The following is an 18,045-nucleotide window of genomic DNA, read 5'->3' on the forward strand; positions in this document are numbered from 1 at the left end:
CAGGAGGAATACCATGGATCGCTTTCAGGCGATGCAGATGTATGTACAGGTAGTTGATGCGGGGTCGTTTTCGGCAGCAGCGCGCATTTTGGATATCGGGCAACCGGCGGTATCAAAGACTATCGCCCAGTTGGAAAAGCATCTGGATGTACGTTTACTGCTGCGCACCACGCATGGACTCACGCCCACTGAAGCAGGGCTGCGATTTTATGAGCGTGTACGCATTACGCTGCAGCAGGCAGATGAAGCGGAGATGGCGGCGCGAGGTGCGGACAAAGGGCTTACCGGTATTCTGCGCGTGGCGGCAGCTCCGACTTTTGCCCGATTACATGTGATTCCACATCTTGACCAATTTATGGAGCAGCACCCGCAACTCAAGGTGGACATTCGGCTCGACGATCGCCCCATCGATCTGATTGCCGAAGGGATCGATATTTGCCTGCGCATGGGCACATTGCAGGATTCCGGCACGGTTGCGCGCAAAATTGCCACCTCACGACGTTCTGTATTGGCCACCACCGACTATCTGACGCGCCATGGTTATCCGCAGCATCCCCATGACCTCAGCCAGCATGAAGCGCTGATTTTTAGCCAACTCAATGATACCTGGCAGTTTAAACGCGCAGCTGAAGTCGAAAATGTTGTCCTGAACGGGCGACTTCATCTCAGTGCAGCGGAGGGGATTCGCACTGCCGTGCTGGCGCATATGGGCATCACGGTGGCATCAGATTGGATGTTTTCCCAGGAGATAGCTGACGGTAGCGTCGAGCGTCTGGTCAGCGATTGGGCTTTGCCAGATATTGACCTGTGGGCCGTTTTTCCTGGTGGACGCATGGCGACGGCAAAAGCACGTCAGTTTGCCGCATTTGTTGAACGCGTCATGACTGACTAATCCAGATTCTCCGCCGTCACAATGCGCAGCTCAACGCGGCCGTCCTGATACAGATCGGGTTCGAAGCCCTGTTCCAGATGCCGTATCAGCAGGTCAGTGGCCAGCACGGCATGCTGGCGAGCATTTTGATCCAGCGTGTAGGAGAGCGCGCCACTTTGCAGCAGATCTTTCGTCACATCATACAATTCGTGGGTGATGTAGCAGCAGCGGCCCAGCAACTGGTGTTGCTGCAATACAGCACTGATATCGCTGTTGTTGTCGCCAGAGTTATATAAACCGACCACATTACTTGATTGCTGTAACGTGTGATTTAACAGCGTTCGGATTTTGTGCCGTTCATCTTCCCCCGCCAATACTTCACGCAACTGTAGCCAGGGCGCGCGTTGAGTGATGGCATCACGAAATCCTGAAATACGTTGAATATGTGCGCTGAAATCAAAACGCCCGCTAACCATGATCACGTCACCCTTGTGGGGCATAGTCTGGCTCATTAATAAGCCTGCGGTACGCCCAGCCTGATATTGATTTATTCCAACATGGCAGAATCGATGTGAATTGGGTAAGTCTGAAACCAGCGAAACCACCGGGACACCTTTATCTTTACACCAGGATAAGGCTTCATGAATAACGGGATAGTCATGACCATAAACAATAATACCGTCGCGCAACTCACCGCTTTTTTTTATCTTTTCCGCCAGTTTTTCCGGTGGATTTTCCGTCACCAGTGTACGAAATAATTTTATTTTACGATAACCCAGTCGATCGGCAATGTTGGCAAATTCATCGGCTAACCGCTGAAAAAACCAGGTGCCATTACTGCTGAGGAAAACTTCAATCTGCCAGGGATGCTGCGTGTCATCCGGCAGTAAACGCTGCAACCCAGCCTGACGCGCGGCGCGCAGCACTTTGCGTACCGTTTCCGGACGAACCCCGCCACGCTCATTCAGCACCCGGTCAACCGTGGCGATCCCAACCCCGGCCAGTTCGGCCACTTTAATCAGGGTGAGTTTTTTCATTTGTTTCTGAGCCCCAGTAAAATTCATGTTCACTATTTCAACTACGCAAAGTGCGCATCAGGTCACAGCCTGGCGTCTATTTTCGCCGTATTATGCGCAACGTTTCGTGACTGGAAAGATGTTAAATGTTGCGAGACGAAACCACACTCTACATCGTCCAGTCCGGCTTATTAAAAACTTCAATGATGGGAAACCATCAACAAAAACCTTTCAAAGCGCAGGGGGAGTCATTACTCTTTGCTGTGTTGTTAATATTTAATTAATTACGTGATTTGAATGTAAAAACTTACCTCAGTATTTATCTAATAAAAGCCCACCGGGCAGCGTCATTATTTATCCAATAAACCTTATTTATATGGCTCAATGCCAGGCACAAATACGTCTGTTATTTGACCTGGTTTGCAATGTGAAAGCAGGGAAAACATGAAACGCAGAGAATTTCTCACTTCCATCACCGCATTGGGAGTGGCTTCCACGATCCCGACATTGGCGCAGGCCGATGAGGTGAAGGGTGGTCAGCCCTGGGAACCCGGCAAAATCCAAACGCCACCCGCACCGCCGAGAAAAGGGGGGCTGCAATATCTCACTCAGCATGAATTTGACACGGTAGGCGCCATCGCTGAGCGATTTATCCCCGCCGATGAAACCAGTCTCAGTGGCAAAGAGGCAGGGTGCGCCATCTTTATCGACCGCCAACTCGCGGGTGATTACGGCAACGCAGTGGCGATCTATCGCCTTGGCAAATTCGTGAAGGGCACGCCAGAGCAGGGACCGCAATCCTCGCTCACTCCGGCGCAACGTTATCGCTTAGGGATTGCCGCACTGGATAAGGCTATCCAGCAGCAGTTCGGCAAAAACTTCCTCGCACTGAGTGGCGATCAGCAGGATCAGGTTCTGACGGCGATGGAAAATAATCGCCTCGATCTGGGGGAAGAGGTCGAAACCAAAGTGTTCTTTGAACTGTTGCTGCAGAACGTGCGTGAGGGCTTCCTGTCTGACCCGATTTATGGGGGGAACAAAGACATGACCAGCTGGAAAATGATTGGCTTCCCTGGCGCTCGCTACGACTTCCGCGATCTGCTGCCTAAAAAAGGACAGAAGCTCAACATCATTCCTACCAGCCTGATTGATAACACCCTTTAATTTGTTTGCTGAGCAATAAACTATGAATAACGTCCGTCCAAAAGCTGATGTCGCCATCGTCGGCCTGGGCTGGTGCGGCTCTTTGATCGCCGAAGAGCTGACCCGCGCAGGTCTGAATGTCGTTGCCATTGAACGTGGCCCGTGGTTTGAAACCGCGACAGATTTTCCCCCCTCGGTCGATACCGATGAACTGCGCTGGGATACGCGCCGCAGTATGCTGCTGCCGCCCGCAGTCGAAACCACCACTTTCCGTAATAACATTACGCAAACGGCCCTGCCAACTCGTGAGTGGAACCTGAATGAGCTGGGTTACAACGTGGGAGGCTCGGGCACCCACTGGGCTGGGATGGCATGGCGTTTTACGCCGTTCGATTTCGAGCCATACAGCCAGACCGTGAAGCGTTATGGAAAACAGCAGATTGCCAAAGGGGTGATTCTGCAAGACTGGGGAGTGACTTACGACGAGCTGGAACCGTTTTACGATCGCTTTGAAAAGATCGCCGGCGTGTCAGGCAAGGCCGGTAAGCTGAACGGCGAAGTCATTGAAGGCGGCAACCCTTACGAGGGCAATCGCTCAAGCGAATACCCTTTGCCAGCGCTGGAGAGTATGCGCCTAACGGATATTTTTGCCGAAGGCGCGAAGAAGATCGGCTTGAAACCCTTCATGGTTCCCGCTGGCCAGGCGTCACGCGCTTATGTTAACCCACTGGGTGTGCGCATGGGGCCTTGCACCTATTGCGGCTACTGCCTGTATTACGGCTGCGGTAACTTCTCAAAATCCAGCCCTAACGCCTGTGTCATCCCAGCGTTAATGCAACGTGAGAACTTCACGGTGTTAACGGACTCTGCAGTGGTTCGCGTCAATAAAGCGGAAGACGGTAAAACCGCCACCGGCGTGACCTATCTCGATAAGAACAAGCAAGAGTGGGTACAGCCCGCAGACATCGTGATCTTGTCCGCCTTCCAAATGCAAAACGTCCGTCTGCTGCTGCTGTCCAAAATTGGGGTGCCTTACAACCCGGTGACCAAAACCGGCGTGGTAGGGCGTGCCTACAGCTTCCAGACGGTATCGGGTGCAGCGATCCACTTCAAAGATGAAAATCTGAATCAGTATATCGGTGCCGGAGCCCTTTCTTCGCAGGTGGACGACTGGAACGGCGATAACTTTGACCATACCGGTCTGGGCTTTATCGGTGGCGCAGGGATTCTGGTCGTGGCGCGTGGCGCGCGTCCTATCGGCAACGCCGATGCACTGCCGCCGGGCTCGCCACGCTGGGGTAAAGAGTGGAAGAAGGCTTATACCCACGCGTTCCAGAACACCACCTTCATTTTCGGCCAGGGCACCAGCTTCTCACACGAAGATTACTATCTTGACCTTGATCCTGAGTACAAGGATGACAACGGCAATCCTCTGCTGCGCGTCACCTTCGACTACAACGATAACGATCGCCGTTCAGCGAAATTTATCGAAGAGAAAAGCGTCGAGATCGGTAAAGCCATGGGCGCGGAAATCGTCATCGGCACCAACTCTGCTTCGGGGGCTTACTCGCCGTATAACTTTGCCAGCGACCACACCATTGGCGGTGCGGTGATGGGCAACGATCCGAAAACGTCGGTGCTCAACCGTTATCAGCAGTGTTGGGATGCGCACAACGTGTTTGTGCTGGGGGCGTCTTCCTTCCCAAACAATGCGGGATACAACCCGACGGGCACCATTGGCGCGCTGAGTCTGTGGACGGCGAAAGCCATTATTGAACAGTACCTGAAAAACCCAGGTCCGTTGGTGAAGGTGTGAGATGAAGAAAACCAAACTCATTGCGGGCGTAGCGGTGATTGCTGCGGCTGTGGCAGCGGGCATGCTGTGGATGAACGGCGATACCTCCGCGGATGATGTCGCCAGCAACAACGTACTCACCAGCCAACCGCCAACGGCGGCAGACAGTGCCGCAATTGAGCGCGGACGTTATGTGGCGATTGCCAGTGACTGCACGGCTTGTCATACCATGCCGGAAAGCAAACTACCGCTGGCCGGGGGCTACTCCATCAGCACGCCGTTTGGCGGTATTTACGCGAGCAACATCACGCCGGATAGCGAAACCGGTATCGGTAGCTGGACAGAGCGTGATTTCTTCCGCGCCGTGCGTCACGGTAAGGGCAAAGAAGGGGAGCACCTTTATCCTGCGATGCCCTATAACGCTTATGTGAAGCTGACGGATCAGGACATGCACGACCTGTGGATGTACCTGCGCTCGGTTAAGCCAATTCACTATCAGGTGCCGGAAACCAACCTGGGCTTCCCGTATAACATTCGTCTGGCGATGATGGGCTGGAACCTGCTGTTTTTCCGCAACGCAGGTTTCCAGCCAGACAGCAGTAAAAGTGCTGAATGGAACCGAGGTGCTTATTTGGTGGAAGGTCCAGAACACTGTGCCGCCTGCCACACGGCTAAGAATCTGATTGGCGGTGACAGCAGTGATTATCTGCAAGGCGGTAATCTGGGTGAATGGCATGCCCCCGACATCACACCGAACCCGCACACCGGTATCGGAAGTTGGTCTGAGCAACTGGTGGAGGATTACCTCAAGCTCGGCAGTAACCATGTGGCGGTCGCTTCAGGCCCGATGGCGGAAGCTGTGACTAACTCCACGCAGCATCTAACCGACGCTGACTTGCGCGCGATTGCGGTGTATCTCAAGCAAGTGCCTGCGTCGACCACGACGTTGCCGCAACCGTTGTCGATGGACAATGCGCAAATGAAGATGGGTGAAAATGTCTATTCAGCCAACTGCACTGCTTGCCATAACAGCGACGGCAAAGGGATTCCCAACCTCGCGGCGAGCCTGGCGAATAACCCTGGCCTGTTAGCGGATGATGCCTCTTCCATCATCACGACGGTGCTGCAGGGGGGACGCGGCGCGGTCACAGCAGGCAACCCAACAAGCGGTGCGATGCCTTCGTTTGCCTGGAAGCTTTCGGACGAACAGGTGGCAGCCGTGGCAACCTACCTGCGCAACAGCTGGGGAAATGCGGCAAAACCAGTGACCTCGGATGAGGTGGCAGACAAGCGAGCCCTGCTGCGCCTGCCTTCGCAGATGGCCGCGCATTAATCAGGTCTGAATCACAGGCCGTCCGCAAGGGCGGCCTGAATCATTCACCCAAAACTCCTCCCCAAAATGGATTCTTAAATTCTGGCAAAATTCACTCGTCGTTCTGTTAAAGCACGAGCGTTTCCCTCCTGTATCGGCGAGGAGTTCATCAGGACTTCTTATGCCATTTATCGTCGCGGCCTTTTTCGTAGGAATGCTTGACTGCAGCCCAGGCCACTTTATGTGACACTTCCTCCCGAGAGCTGTCATCCTGACGGTCCTTTTTGTCCTTATACTCATCCCAGGCACTGTTAAATGCTGCCAGATAAATATCCTGCGCATGAGCAGGGAGGACATGCCTGACGCTGTCTGGTAGGGAATCTCGTGATTTATACGGCATTGTTGGCCTCCTGTGATTTGAGACTTAAGCCTGGTTCACTTGTGACAATTTTCAACGTTTATTTAAGTGAATGAGGTTATATAAAATTCACTTCAGAATATTGCTTAGGATCCAGATTGTTGACGTCACAATCATCATTGTTCGTCACATTGAGAATTTATCAGTTAATTATTTCTATCCTACTCAAGTACAGGTGGTTCAGACAAGTTAGCACCTACATTAATGACACTGCGGACAGAAGGCTTCTGCCTGGGTTATGAATGATTAAATTTAATCGCAAGAAGATACAGATTTGTCCTGGAAAATGCCTTTAGGTTTACAGCATTGAATTTCCTGCCAGGCTGAATGATTAAACGTAAATATGAGGTTAGAAAATGAAGAACTACACGCTGTCAGCCGCAGTCTTATCCGTCATCCTTTGTGGTGTTTGTTCTTTTGGAGCTTACGCTGGAGTATTTGGATAAAGTGATGAGCCAGCGGTGTTATATGCTCACTTGCTGGCCGAAGCAGCTGCAAATTCGTCTGTACATAAACCGAAACGAGGATTTTATTGTTTAACTACCCCTTAGAAAAGATTCCTTAACTTAAACCTCAAGGGGGATAGAACTTACTCGCTTGCCGCCATGTGATTTTAATGCACAGGGCGGCATGGGGTTTAGCGAGAGGGTCTGATCATCGAAACAGTATTTCTCTCACCGTAATATGTCAGAGAGGTCGTTCACCGACCAGAACGGTATGAGGCTGAGTGCGTCTGCCAATGCGTCCGAATACAGCAGCCAGCACGCCCTCAATAATCAATACGAAGAAGGTAAACCAGCTTGCTCTGGCGGTTGCAGCGGCGGCCTTTTCAGCGGCCTCACGGGCTTTCTGCTCAGCCTGCTGTTTCAGTTGCTGAAACTGTGCCACGGCTTTTTGATAACTCTCAACCGTCTGGTTAACGATCTGCTCAGCTTCCTGATCACTCTTACCTGTCCGGGCTTTGATGATGTTTTTGAGAGCATCCCGGTCGGCAGCCTGAAGGGTGTCAGAATGACGATTAATAACCCCACGGATCCAGTTCACGATATCGTTATCCGCATTTTGAGGATTCTGAGCCGTTTGCTTAGCCTGATCTTGTGCGCTATTTGCCTCACTGTTCACATCCTGCTGAAGCTTATCCGGCTGAAGTTCAGGCTTACCCGTCTGACGGAGGGTGGCCTGTAACTCATTCTGGAGAGAATCTAAATTAATATTATTCTCCTGAAGTTTTTCTTTGGCCATGTTCCCGACAGACGGGGCAACGGCCGAAACACCACTGCCGATCGCACTGGCTCCGGCACCCAGGATATTAAATGCACCTCCGATAATCCCTGTTGCCAGTGAAAATGCCAGCCAGAGGGTGATAAGCGTACTGACGCCAAACATCAGTAAACCGTGTAGTGCGCCCTCGCGTTGTGCCAGCCTGCCAGCGACGTAACCGCCGGCAATGATGGCGATAAGCATACTGACACCCGTCCATATCAGCGCACCGGTACCTATATGTTCAAGTGGATTGCGTTCCTGTTGAGGGTCAATGACAGAAGCACCAATCGCAGTGCCGAGTAATCCTAATAAAATATGAACAATAAGCGCGGCGATAACACCCGCAAATACCGCGCTCCATGAGATACGTTTTAGCGGCAGGCCACCATAAGAATCTGTGACGATTGCACCATCATTTACCCAAGGCTCAGCCATGATATTTCTCCGGTAATTTATGATAATTATCCAACATCACGAAACAGACGTTATGATTTAGCGTAGTCACTAAATAAAAAGCTCACCAAATTTATTTTAGGATTAGTCTGCATTAAACGAGACGGTTAATAATCTTGTAAGGCGCATCTAACAAAATCTCGCCAAGGCGGGATACCTAGAGCGTGAATTTCTTTTCCTTGACGACTCTTAACATGAAAATGGAGCTAATCCTTACAAGGCGGCTCATCAAAATGCTGTTTACATTTTTAGTGATGAATTTCGCCTTAGATACAAAGGGTTGTCAAATCCTGCATAAATATCTGATGACTCGTTGTGTTTAGGTGTCTGTTATTTTCCTCTCCTTCAATTTCTTCTGCTTAGCACCAACCGCCTGGCTTGTGTTTTATGCCATGGCGACCAGACTTATTGGGTTAACTGAGCCCCAAACGCTGAGCCTTTTTAACCGCAAGGAGAAACATATGGGTAAGAAAATAGCTGTCCTGATCACCGATGAATTCGAAGACTCAGAGTTCACCTCACCCGCCGATGCCTACGCCAAAGCCGGCCACGAAGTCGTGACCATTGAGATGCAGGCGGGGAAGGTTGTGAAAGGTAAACAGGGTAATGCGGAAGTCAAAATCGACAGGGACATCGATCACGTTACCCCTGCAGAGTTTGATGCCTTACTTTTGCCTGGCGGTCACTCACCTGACTCACTGCGCGGTGATGATCGTTTCGTGAATTTCACCAAAGAGTTTGTTGCCAGTGGCAAACCAGTGTTTGCCATCTGCCATGGACCTCAGTTGCTTATCAGCGCTAATGGTGTACGCGGCCGCAAAATGACCAGTGTAAAAGCCATCGCTATTGATCTGCGTAATGCAGGTGCTGACTTTTATGATAAAGAAGTCGTTGTGGATGACGATAAACTGGTCACCAGCCGCACGCCGGATGATCTACCTGCGTTCAATCGGGAAGCGCTGCGCATTCTCAATGCGGCCTGAGAGACATCTTCATCGTTCTATTTGTCAGGTGGCCGCTTTACAGAGCGGTCACATCCCTTCCGAAGCAGACTGGTTAACACCGGCCAACGTTTGCCAGATAAATCTTTCACAGAGTTTAGCGCTTCAATGCGAATCCAATGCTTTGAATGGTTGGGGAAACCCAACAACTTTTTGCTAACTCTCCTCACGAATTGCATGAATAAAGAGGGATAAAAACGATGAGCATCAAGACCAGCGATTTTTTTGTTCAGCGCCTGAAAGAGTGGGGCGTGACGCGCATTTACGGTTACCCGGGGGACGGAATCAATGGGGTGCTGGGTGCCATACAACGCGCAAATGAAAAGGGCGATGGCATTGAATTTATTCAGGTGCGCCACGAGGAAATGGCGGCCTTTATGGCCGCCGGTCACGCTAAGTTTACCGGCGAGCTGGGTGTCTGCCTGTCCACGGGCGGGCCGGGGGCAACCCACCTTTTAACCGGGCTTTATGATGCCAAAATGGATCATGCTCCTGTACTGGCCATTGCCGGGCAGGCAGAGGTAACGGCGAGAGGCGCAAGCTATCAGCAGGAAATGAACCTCGATCGGGTGTTTGCGGATGTGGCGAATTTTGTACAGGAAGCGGCTGCACCGGCTCAGGTGCGCCATCTCGTCGATCGCGGCGTGCGTATTGCCAAAGCGCAGAACGGCGTTGCCGTGCTAATCATCCCAAAAGATATACAGGATGAAGAGTGGCAGTCACCGCCACATTTGCACGGGTTTACCCATTCAGGCAGTGGCTATCAGCGTCCCAAAATTATCCCCTATGAAACCGATTTGCAGCGCGCAGCCGATGTGCTTAATGCGGGTAGTAAAGTGGCAATCCTGATTGGCTCTGGCGCACGCGGTGCGGCGGTTGAGGTCGTCCAGGCAGCAAATCAACTGGGTGCAGGCGTCGCCAAAGCGTTACTGGGTAAAGATGTGCTCCCCGATGACGCCCCTTTTGTGACCGGCTCGATAGGTCTGCTGGGCACTAAACCTTCCTGGGAGTTGATGCAGAACTGCGACACGCTGCTGATGATTGGCAGCGGTTTTCCCTGGACAGAGTTCCTGCCAAAAGAGGGGCAGGCACGTGCCGTGCAAATCGATATCGACCCGGCCATGCTCGGTTTACGCTATCCCTGTGAGGTGAATCTTCACGGCGATGCTGCTGAAACCCTGCGTGCACTCCTGCCATTGCTGGATCACAAAGAGGACCGCAGCTGGCAGGAAGAAATTGCCGTGCAGGTTCAGGACTGGTGGAAGCAGATGGAAGAGCGAGCGCTGGCACCAGCCAATCCCGTTAATCCCCAGCGGGTGGTGTGGGAGATGTCTCCGCAGCTGCCGGATAACGCTATCGTCACTTCTGACTCCGGATCCTGTGCAAACTGGTTTGCGCGCGATTATCGCGTGAAACAGGGACAACGGGCCACACTGTCAGGCGGGCTGGCCTGCATGGGCGCAGCCGTTCCTTATGCGATCGCGGCCAAATTTGCGCACCCTGAACGTCCGGTTGTTGCGCTGGTGGGGGATGGTGCCATGCAGATGAACAACATGGCAGAGCTGATAACCATCCAGAAATACTGGCAGCAGTGGGCGGATGGCCGTTTGATTGTCTGCGTGTTCAATAATCAGGATCTGAATCAAGTAACCTGGGAGCAGCGCGTCATGGAGGGCAATCCCCGCTTCGAAGCCACGCAGCAACTGCCTGATGTGAAGTATGCTGAGTTTGCTGAATCACTGGGGCTGGTGGGCATTTATGTCGACAACCCGGAACAGCTGGCCAGCGCCTGGCAACGTGCGTTAAGCGCAGATCGCCCCGTATTGCTGGAGGTCAAAACTGACCCGGAAGTGGCTCCGCTCCCACCGCATATCACCTTTAAACAGGCTAAAGCCTTTATGTCATCGATGGCAAAAGGCGATCATGGCACCTCGCAGATACTCAAAGACACGGCTAGCCAGCTGTTTTCTAAAAAAAGGTAACGAAAGGCGGTCCTGAAGGAGGGCCGCATCTTCACAACTCAACGACGAACGCAACATCGGAGGAACAGGTATGACGACAGTCACCGGGACCAATGAACTTGCTCTGATAGACAGATACTGGCGCGCGGCAAATTACCTCTCTGTGGGACAAATCTATCTCATGGAAAATCCGCTTCTGCGGGAACCCCTGAAGCCAGAACATATCAAACCTCGTTTACTGGGGCACTGGGGAACCACGCCGGGCCTGAACTTTATCTATGCTCACCTCAACCGCATTATTCGCCAGCGCGACCGTGATCTCCTTTACGTCTGCGGGCCCGGACATGGTGGCCCCGGCATGGTGGCTAACAGCTGGCTGGAAGGCAGCTATAGCGAAATTTATCCTCACGTCAGTGAAGACGAAGAGGGAATGCAGAGGCTTTTTAAACAGTTTTCTTTCCCGGGCGGGATACCGAGCCACGCTGCCCCTGAAACGCCGGGCTCGATTAATGAAGGAGGCGAACTTGGCTATTCGCTGTCGCATGCGTTTGGCGCGGCCTTCGATAATCCTGAACTGGTGGTGCCCTGTGTCATCGGTGACGGTGAAGCGGAGACGGGTCCACTGGCTGCCAGCTGGCACGGGATTAAATTTCTGAACGCCCAACGAGATGGGGCGGTGCTGCCAATTCTCCATCTCAACGGTTATAAAATCGCAAACCCTACGTTGCTGGGACGCAGCAGTGATGAAGATCTTCAGCAGCTATTTAGTGGCTATGGATATACCCCGCTCTTTGTCAGCGGCCACGAGCCGCTTGCCATGCATCAGCAGATGGCCACCGCGCTGGACACGGCGTTTGACATCATCGCTGATATCCAGCACCAGGCGCGCAGCGGTAATGCAACTGATGCTGTGCCACGCTGGCCCATGATTATTCTGCGCAGCCCGAAAGGATGGACCGGCCCGCGTGAGGTGGATGGCAAAAAAGTGGAGGGATTCTGGCGAGCCCATCAGGTACCTGTTTCCGCTTGCCGTGAGGATGATGGCCATCGCCAGATCCTTGAACAATGGCTGCGCAGCTATCAGCCGCAGGAACTGTTTGAGCCAAGCGGAGCGCTTGCACCTGAATTGCGCGCGCTTGCCCCGAAGGGTAATAAGCGTATGGGTGCAACCCCCTATGCCAACGGGGGAAGGCTGCGCCGTAAACTGATTACGCCAGATATTCACGACTTTGCGCTCGAGACCGGTCAGCCCGGCAGCACACAGGGACAGGCCACCGAACAGTTTGGCCGTTACCTGAGTGCAGTCTTCCAAAAGAATCTTGATAACTTCCGCCTGTTTGGCCCGGATGAAACGGCATCCAACCGTCTGTCACCCGTGTTTGACGTCACCTCCCGCACCTGGATGGAACCCATCAAGGATTATGATGAACAGCTGTCACGTGACGGTCGTGTCATGGAGATCCTCAGTGAGCATCAGTGTCAGGGCTGGCTGGAGGGCTATCTGCTAACAGGGCGTCACGGGCTGTTTAACTGCTATGAAGCCTTTATTCATATCGTCGATTCGATGTTTAACCAGCACGCTAAATGGCTGAAGGTCACCCGCAAGCTGGGCTGGCGACAGCCGATCTCCTCGCTGAACTATCTGTTGTCGTCCCACGTCTGGCGTCAGGATCACAATGGCTACAGCCATCAGGATCCGGGATTTATTGATCATGTCGCGAACAAGAAAGCCGACATAGTGCGCATATACCTGCCACCCGATGCTAATACGCTGCTGTGGGTCGGGGACCACTGCCTGCGAACATGGGACCGGATCAATGTTATTGTTGCAGGTAAACAACCTTCACCCCAGTGGCTGGATATAGAGAGTGCCATTTCTCACTGTCAGGCGGGTATGGGTATATGGAACTGGGCGAGTTGTGAGGGTGAACCTGATGTTGTTATGGCCTGCGCGGGGGACGTGCCTACCATGGAAACCCTGGCGGCAGTCGATTTGCTAAAGGGCTATCTGCCGGAATTGCGTATCAGGGTCGTCAATGTGGTGGATTTACTGGCGTTGCAGACGCAGGAGCAGCATCCGCATGGCAAAGCCGAAGAAGAGTTCGATGCCCTTTTCACCACGGATAAACCCGTCATCTTTGCCTTCCATGGTTATCCAAGTCTGGTGCATCGCCTGACCTATCAGAGAAACAATCACGGTAACTTCCATGTTCATGGCTTCAATGAAGAGGGTACTACCACCACACCATTTGATATGACGGTGCTGAATGAGCTGGATCGCTATCATCTGGCTCAGTCGGCCATTTGGCATGTGCCGGGCTTAGCTGATCGTCATCCGGAACTCCTCGACGACCTGCAGGAGCGAATCGCTGAGCACCATCGTTATGTAAGAGAGCATGGCGAGGATGTGCCTGAAGTGCGCAACTGGGTTTGGGGCGGATGAAGTCGTTTACACGGGGGATTGGGCCAAATGAAAGCGGGTATATTTTTACCCGCTTCACTTTAAAGATATGGCATTTATCACGTCAGGGATTTCAGCGCTTGGCGTTTGAGTCGAGATCCTCACTCAGCGTCAGGAACTGTTCGGTTAACTCCGGCAAATGACTGATCAGCCAGTCAGACATCGCCAGTTCCTGCTCGCATATTTGCTTCAGTACAGGGACGCTTGCCGTGTCGCCGACGCGCTTGGTCGCGCAGATAAGACTGGTGTAGCTCCCCACCTCATATCACTGTCTTTCAGCGATAGATGTCAGTTTGTGATCGGTATTTTTTTCTTCATCCAGCGTCTCTTTCAAAAGCGAGGAGGCTTCTCCAAGCTGAAGCTTGATGGCCAGTGCAATCAGCGTGCCGTACGTCGCGATTTCGTAATGTTCCACTTTCTGGGCGGCTCCAATGAGGCCTGCATCTCTGACGGGACCAGGTTCAGTCGCTTCGATCAATTCCTGCGCTTCTTCAACCAGGCCTTCAAGCGCATGGCATTTCATACGCACTATGCGCACCTCCTCATGTGCTTCCACAAGTTGGTCGAGACGCTCAATCTGACCCTGGGTTTCTTCAAGGTGATGCTGAAAGGCCTCTTTAAGTTTTGGCTCGGATGCAGCACGGATCATTTTTGGCAGGGCGCGGGTGATTTGTTTTTCAGCACTATAAACATCGGACAGGTCATGGATAAATAAATCGAGAAGTGTTTTAACTTTCATAGGGTAAACTCCAGCGAGTTCTTGACGAATTGGAAATTTCCGTCTGAGGTAAAGGGCAAAATATGTTTGAATTGATAAGTCGAAGATTAAAATATTTAATTATTGAAAATGGCTTCTTTGATTCCTAACGATATTATTAGGATTATCACGAACTTTTATGTCTGTTCTGGCCACCTTTCTTACCCGCTGTGGAAGCTCTCTCACGATCATTTTTGAAATTACCACCGCTTGCCTGACCACCTTTCCTTCCAGCTTCAGATGCTCTTTTGGGGTCTTCTGCAAAGTTTCCTGAACCGCCTCTATGTTGAGCCATAATATTTCCTCTACATGAACTGTTATCGTGATGATTAAGTGAAAATATGCATATAGCATTTTAATCGTAATTCACAATCAACTTCATGCAAGCGCGTCGGCACCATTTAAATCATAATCTGGAATATGTGCCATATTTGTTGTGGAGAATTGACAGGTAAAAAGATATAAGCGCAACGATTTAATACTTCAGTTAACTTTGTAACTACTCAGATAATGGCTAAGGCGATCTTATGAAAGCAATTATTTACAACGGCCCATTTAACGTAACGGTAAAAAATGTTCCTGATGCAATAATTGAGCGTCCCGAAGATGCATTAAGCCGGATAACCACCACGAATATATGCGGTTCGGATCTGCATATGTATGAAGGACGTACCAGCTTCGAAGAAGGACGGATTTTTGGCCATGAAAACATGGGCGAGGTCGTTGAAGTTGGCCAGGGAGTCGAGCGTATCAAAGTGGGTGACCGCGTATGTATGCCCTTCAATGTAGGCTGCGGCTTCTGTGAAAACTGTGAAAAAGGCCTGACCGGATTTTGTCTGACAGCTAACCCGGGGAGTGCGGGCGCCGCTTATGGTTTTACTGAAATGGGGCCGTGGGACGGTGGTCAGGCGGAATTGTTGCGGGTTCCTTTTGCCGATTTCAACTGTCTGGTCCTCCCAGAGGATGCGGCGGAGAAAGAAGAAGATTACGTCATGCTTTCAGATATCTTCCCGACCGGCTGGCATGCAACCGAACTGGCGGGGCTGCGTCCGGGAGAAAGCGTCGCCATCTACGGGGCGGGGCCGGTGGGACTGATGGCCGCGCATTCTGCCATCATCAAAGGGGCCTCCCAGGTCTTTGTTATTGATACTCACAGCGATCGTCTGGCCCTTGCTGAGCAATTCGGTGCCACACCGGTTAATGCTGCCGGGGATGAAGCCGTACAGAAAATCCTTGAGCTGACTGACGGCAGGGGTACAGACTGCGGTTGTGAATGTGTTGGTTACCAGTGCTGCAATAAACACGGCCATGAAGACAACAGTGCAACTATGAAAAGCCTGGTCGCCTCCACCAAGGCGACAGGCGGAATAGGCGTGGTGGGGGTCTTCGTGCCCCAGGATCCTGCAGCGGAAAGCGACCTGGCAAAAGAGGGGAAAATGCCGTTTGATTTTGGCAGCTTCTGGTTCAAGGGGCAGTCCATCCGCACTGGTCAGGCAAACGTGAAGGCCTACAACCGGCAGCTCGCACGGCTTATTCACCATGATAAAGCCAACCCTGGCCGGATTATCTCGCATCGTCTGAGCCTCGATGAGGCTCCTGAAGGCTATAAAAATTTTGACAGCCGAGCGCCCGGCTGAACAAAAGTTATTCTTAAACCATAAACCCAGCTCTTTAGGTTTTCGATAAGCCCTTACCTTGTTTAAAAGGTTAAGGGCTTACCGGGTATGCCCGCGGGTATCCACTTCCATTGATGTCCCATCCTGGCGATCCTGCTTCGCTTGATCATCCTCTCATGGCTGCCAGGCTTATCACTCATTAAAAAGGCCTAAAGGAGAATAACGATGTCACGTTTTTTGGAAAAAGTTGTCGTGATCACCGGTGCGGGTTCAGGAATTGGGGCGGCCTCAGCAAAGCGTTTTGCCAGTGAAGGTGCTTCGGTGGTGCTGGTGGGAAGAACCCGTGAAAAACTCGAAACCACGCTTCATGCCCTTCCCAAGGGAGAGCATCTTATCGCGCCTTGTGATGTGTCTGATTCCGTCCAGGTTAAACAGCTGGCGGAACTGGTCGAACAAACCTATGGCAGAGTCGACGTCCTGGTGAACAATGCGGGGAGTGTCGTTCAGGGAAAAATACATGAAGTGGCCGTTGAAGACTGGAAAAAGCTGATGGGGGCTGATCTGGATGGGGTATTTCATTGTGTTCATTACTTCATGCCCTCATTGCTCAAAACCCAAGGGAATGTGGTGAACACGTCTTCGGTTTCAGGACTGGGTGGAGACTGGGGAATGAGCGTTTATAACGCTGCGAAGGGCGGCGTGACCAATTTTACGCGCGCGCTGGCGATGGATTATGGTGCGGACGGTGTTCGCGTGAATGCCATCTGCCCTGGATTTACGCTGACCGATCTTACCGAAGATATGAAGGACAATCATGAACTGTTAAACAAGTTCTATGACCGCATTCCCCTCCAGCGGGCTGGCCAGGCTGAAGATATCGCCAGTGCAATCGCCTTTATTGCCAGCGATGATGCGCGTTATATCACAGGAGTGAACCTGCCCGTAGACGGCGGGCTGACGGCGTCTAATGGCCAACCCAAACAGGCTTAATATCTAAACGGGGAGCAATCAACGTTCCCCTATCAATTCTTCAAAATGCGTGTGAGTTCGGTTATTCAATATAAAGCCGTTTTCCTGACCACCTTGAAAAATTTATCAGGTACATCTTTGGTGCATACATCCATATTAACCCCTAACAGTCTCAACGCTTATTATCGGTCAAAGTCATACGAAGAGCCGGTATATAGCCGGAGTAGAGTCAGTTGGGTGCAAATGCATAAAATTTTTATGGTGGTAGGTAGGTTAAAGCGCCAGAAAAAGAAGTTTCCTGAGTGGCTGGACGCTGGTTCAGAATGTTATGAGATATCGAAAAATATGCTGCACTTGGGCTTCAGACCCGCTTTTTGTTCAATGCGAGTGACCAGGTATTGCGTCCGCATTTAGGACATCTAGGTTCTTCATATCCAGGTATCTCTCGAGTAGTGCCGCAGCGGTTACAGGCATATAAACCTGTTTCAGGGATTTGGGTGAAACAGTGACGGTGTGCTTCAGGAAGTACAGATAACCCGGCCCGCACTGCTTCGTCCGGATAAAAATAGAGGCTGAGCTGGCCATCGACCTCTACCAGCCCCAGCCGTATCTGACCAAGGTGTTCGGCCCCTTTAAGGCGTAACTCCATCAGAAACTCATCTTCTGAAATGTTCAGCCGGTCCAGATTCTCAGAAACGTACTCTATAAATTATAGCCGGACAGCTTTCAATCAAGGGATTAACTTGAATAGGAGTGAGTGGGAAGTTTCAAACGGGCTTTGGGTTTTAAAATCAAAGGTGAAAAATTAATGAAGGTTTTCTCCTTTAAAGTGATGATTTGGCGATTCGTTTATTCATTATGGCTCACAATATTTTATTTTTATAACGGTTCGCTTCTATACCTTAAACAGTTCACGAAGCATGATAGAAATAAAAAAGTTGCGTCCGCGCTCAATGCAAACTGATTCGAAAAACCTACCGACCCATTCACACCCCTCTACAACTAATAG

General features: G+C 51.5%; 16 protein-coding genes. 9 read left to right on the forward strand and 7 right to left on the reverse strand.

Annotation, left to right across the window (positions count from 1 at the left end):
- Positions 1–13 precede the first annotated feature (13 nt).
- Positions 14–892 (forward strand): LysR family transcriptional regulator, encoded by an 879-nt coding sequence (locus FD737_RS08005; RefSeq protein ID WP_160833204.1) that lies wholly within the window; start codon positions 14–16, stop codon positions 890–892.
- Here the strand turns inward: FD737_RS08005 and FD737_RS08010 are convergent.
- The gene (locus tag FD737_RS08010) at positions 889–1,908 is read right to left on the reverse strand and encodes a LacI family DNA-binding transcriptional regulator (protein ID WP_160833205.1); all 1,020 of its coding nucleotides are present in this window, start codon (positions 1,906–1,908) and stop codon (positions 889–891) included. The genes FD737_RS08005 and FD737_RS08010 overlap by 4 nt on opposite strands.
- Before the next feature lie 423 nt (positions 1,909–2,331).
- Here FD737_RS08010 and FD737_RS08015 point away from each other — a divergent pair, with 423 nt between their 5' ends.
- Genes FD737_RS08015 through FD737_RS08025 form a run of 3 tightly spaced genes read left to right on the forward strand, consistent with a single transcriptional unit; the run spans position 2,332 to position 6,158 of the window.
- Positions 2,332–3,051 (forward strand): gluconate 2-dehydrogenase subunit 3 family protein, encoded by a 720-nt coding sequence (locus FD737_RS08015; protein WP_097117726.1) that lies wholly within the window; start codon positions 2,332–2,334, stop codon positions 3,049–3,051.
- A 22-nt stretch (positions 3,052–3,073) separates the two neighbouring features.
- The gene (locus tag FD737_RS08020) at positions 3,074–4,846 is read left to right on the forward strand and encodes a GMC family oxidoreductase (protein WP_160833206.1); all 1,773 of its coding nucleotides are present in this window, start codon (positions 3,074–3,076) and stop codon (positions 4,844–4,846) included.
- A 1-nt stretch (position 4,847) separates the two neighbouring features.
- Complete coding sequence (locus FD737_RS08025; RefSeq protein ID WP_160833207.1) at positions 4,848–6,158, forward strand: cytochrome c; 1,311 nt, start codon at positions 4,848–4,850, stop codon at positions 6,156–6,158.
- A gap of 148 nt (positions 6,159–6,306) precedes the next feature.
- Here the strand turns inward: FD737_RS08025 and chaB are convergent, their stop codons facing one another.
- Together chaB and FD737_RS08035 are read right to left on the reverse strand one after the other, a co-directional pair.
- Positions 6,307–6,537: a putative cation transport regulator ChaB gene (gene chaB, locus FD737_RS08030; protein ID WP_097117728.1), complete on the reverse strand. Its 231-nt coding sequence runs from the start codon at positions 6,535–6,537 to the stop codon at positions 6,307–6,309.
- Positions 6,538–7,242: 705 nt separating this feature from the next.
- The gene (locus tag FD737_RS08035) at positions 7,243–8,253 is read right to left on the reverse strand and encodes a TIGR04086 family membrane protein (protein ID WP_097117729.1); all 1,011 of its coding nucleotides are present in this window, start codon (positions 8,251–8,253) and stop codon (positions 7,243–7,245) included.
- Positions 8,254–8,732: 479 nt separating this feature from the next.
- On the opposite strand from FD737_RS08035, the gene FD737_RS08040 reads away from it, so the two are divergent.
- From FD737_RS08040 to FD737_RS08050, 3 genes are all read left to right on the forward strand, one after another.
- Complete coding sequence (locus FD737_RS08040) at positions 8,733–9,254, forward strand: type 1 glutamine amidotransferase domain-containing protein (RefSeq protein WP_034822610.1); 522 nt, start codon at positions 8,733–8,735, stop codon at positions 9,252–9,254.
- Between the two features lie 218 nt (positions 9,255–9,472).
- Positions 9,473–11,254 carry a thiamine pyrophosphate-requiring protein gene (locus FD737_RS08045; protein WP_097117730.1) on the forward strand — a complete coding sequence of 594 codons (1,782 nt, stop codon included), beginning with the start codon at positions 9,473–9,475 and terminating at the stop codon, positions 11,252–11,254.
- Positions 11,255–11,324: 70 nt separating this feature from the next.
- The gene (locus FD737_RS08050) at positions 11,325–13,676 is read left to right on the forward strand and encodes a phosphoketolase (RefSeq protein WP_160833208.1); all 2,352 of its coding nucleotides are present in this window, start codon (positions 11,325–11,327) and stop codon (positions 13,674–13,676) included.
- Positions 13,677–13,767: 91 nt separating this feature from the next.
- Here FD737_RS08050 and FD737_RS24025 read toward each other — a convergent pair whose 3' ends face one another.
- The 3 genes from FD737_RS24025 to FD737_RS08065 form a co-directional block, all read right to left on the reverse strand.
- On the reverse strand, positions 13,768–13,953 hold the full coding sequence (locus FD737_RS24025) for a DUF892 family protein (protein WP_160833209.1): 186 nt from the start codon (positions 13,951–13,953) through the stop codon (positions 13,768–13,770).
- 6 nt (positions 13,954–13,959) lie between these two features.
- A complete protein-coding gene (locus FD737_RS08060; protein ID WP_097117733.1) occupies positions 13,960–14,433 on the reverse strand; it encodes a ferritin-like domain-containing protein in 474 nt (157 codons plus the stop codon).
- Positions 14,434–14,578: 145 nt separating this feature from the next.
- Positions 14,579–14,746, reverse strand: coding sequence for a general stress protein (locus FD737_RS08065; RefSeq protein ID WP_097117734.1), 168 nt, complete (start codon positions 14,744–14,746; stop codon positions 14,579–14,581).
- Between the two features lie 232 nt (positions 14,747–14,978).
- On the opposite strand from FD737_RS08065, the gene FD737_RS08070 reads away from it, so the two are divergent.
- Both FD737_RS08070 and FD737_RS08075 read left to right on the forward strand, forming a co-directional pair.
- Positions 14,979–16,088, forward strand: coding sequence for a glutathione-independent formaldehyde dehydrogenase (locus tag FD737_RS08070; protein ID WP_160833210.1), 1,110 nt, complete (start codon positions 14,979–14,981; stop codon positions 16,086–16,088).
- Between the two features lie 204 nt (positions 16,089–16,292).
- Positions 16,293–17,057: an SDR family NAD(P)-dependent oxidoreductase gene (locus FD737_RS08075; RefSeq protein WP_160833211.1), complete on the forward strand. Its 765-nt coding sequence runs from the start codon at positions 16,293–16,295 to the stop codon at positions 17,055–17,057.
- Between the two features lie 340 nt (positions 17,058–17,397).
- Here FD737_RS08075 and FD737_RS24125 read toward each other — a convergent pair whose 3' ends face one another.
- On the reverse strand, positions 17,398–17,742 hold the full coding sequence (locus FD737_RS24125) for a YetF domain-containing protein (RefSeq protein ID WP_370523044.1): 345 nt from the start codon (positions 17,740–17,742) through the stop codon (positions 17,398–17,400).
- Between the last annotated feature and the right edge of the window lie 303 nt (positions 17,743–18,045).

The sequence above is a fragment of the Pantoea sp. Seng genome (assembly GCF_009829935.1).
GTDB classification, from domain to species: domain Bacteria; phylum Pseudomonadota; class Gammaproteobacteria; order Enterobacterales; family Enterobacteriaceae; genus Pantoea; species Pantoea communis.

Excerpts from the sequence above, each read along its gene's own strand:
- FD737_RS08005 (WP_160833204.1), top strand. The coding sequence starts at position 14 with ATGGATCGCTTTCAGGCGATGCAGATGTATGTACAGGTAGTTGATGCG.
- FD737_RS08010 (WP_160833205.1), bottom strand. The coding sequence starts at position 1,908 with ATGAAAAAACTCACCCTGATTAAAGTGGCCGAACTGGCCGGGGTTGGG.
- FD737_RS08015 (WP_097117726.1), top strand. The coding sequence starts at position 2,332 with ATGAAACGCAGAGAATTTCTCACTTCCATCACCGCATTGGGAGTGGCT.
- FD737_RS08020 (WP_160833206.1), top strand. The coding sequence starts at position 3,074 with ATGAATAACGTCCGTCCAAAAGCTGATGTCGCCATCGTCGGCCTGGGC.
- FD737_RS08025 (WP_160833207.1), top strand. The coding sequence starts at position 4,848 with ATGAAGAAAACCAAACTCATTGCGGGCGTAGCGGTGATTGCTGCGGCT.
- chaB (WP_097117728.1), bottom strand. The coding sequence starts at position 6,537 with ATGCCGTATAAATCACGAGATTCCCTACCAGACAGCGTCAGGCATGTC.
- FD737_RS08035 (WP_097117729.1), bottom strand. The coding sequence starts at position 8,253 with ATGGCTGAGCCTTGGGTAAATGATGGTGCAATCGTCACAGATTCTTAT.
- FD737_RS08040 (WP_034822610.1), top strand. The coding sequence starts at position 8,733 with ATGGGTAAGAAAATAGCTGTCCTGATCACCGATGAATTCGAAGACTCA.
- FD737_RS08045 (WP_097117730.1), top strand. The coding sequence starts at position 9,473 with ATGAGCATCAAGACCAGCGATTTTTTTGTTCAGCGCCTGAAAGAGTGG.
- FD737_RS08050 (WP_160833208.1), top strand. The coding sequence starts at position 11,325 with ATGACGACAGTCACCGGGACCAATGAACTTGCTCTGATAGACAGATAC.
- FD737_RS08060 (WP_097117733.1), bottom strand. The coding sequence starts at position 14,433 with ATGAAAGTTAAAACACTTCTCGATTTATTTATCCATGACCTGTCCGAT.
- FD737_RS08065 (WP_097117734.1), bottom strand. The coding sequence starts at position 14,746 with ATGGCTCAACATAGAGGCGGTTCAGGAAACTTTGCAGAAGACCCCAAA.
- FD737_RS08070 (WP_160833210.1), top strand. The coding sequence starts at position 14,979 with ATGAAAGCAATTATTTACAACGGCCCATTTAACGTAACGGTAAAAAAT.
- FD737_RS08075 (WP_160833211.1), top strand. The coding sequence starts at position 16,293 with ATGTCACGTTTTTTGGAAAAAGTTGTCGTGATCACCGGTGCGGGTTCA.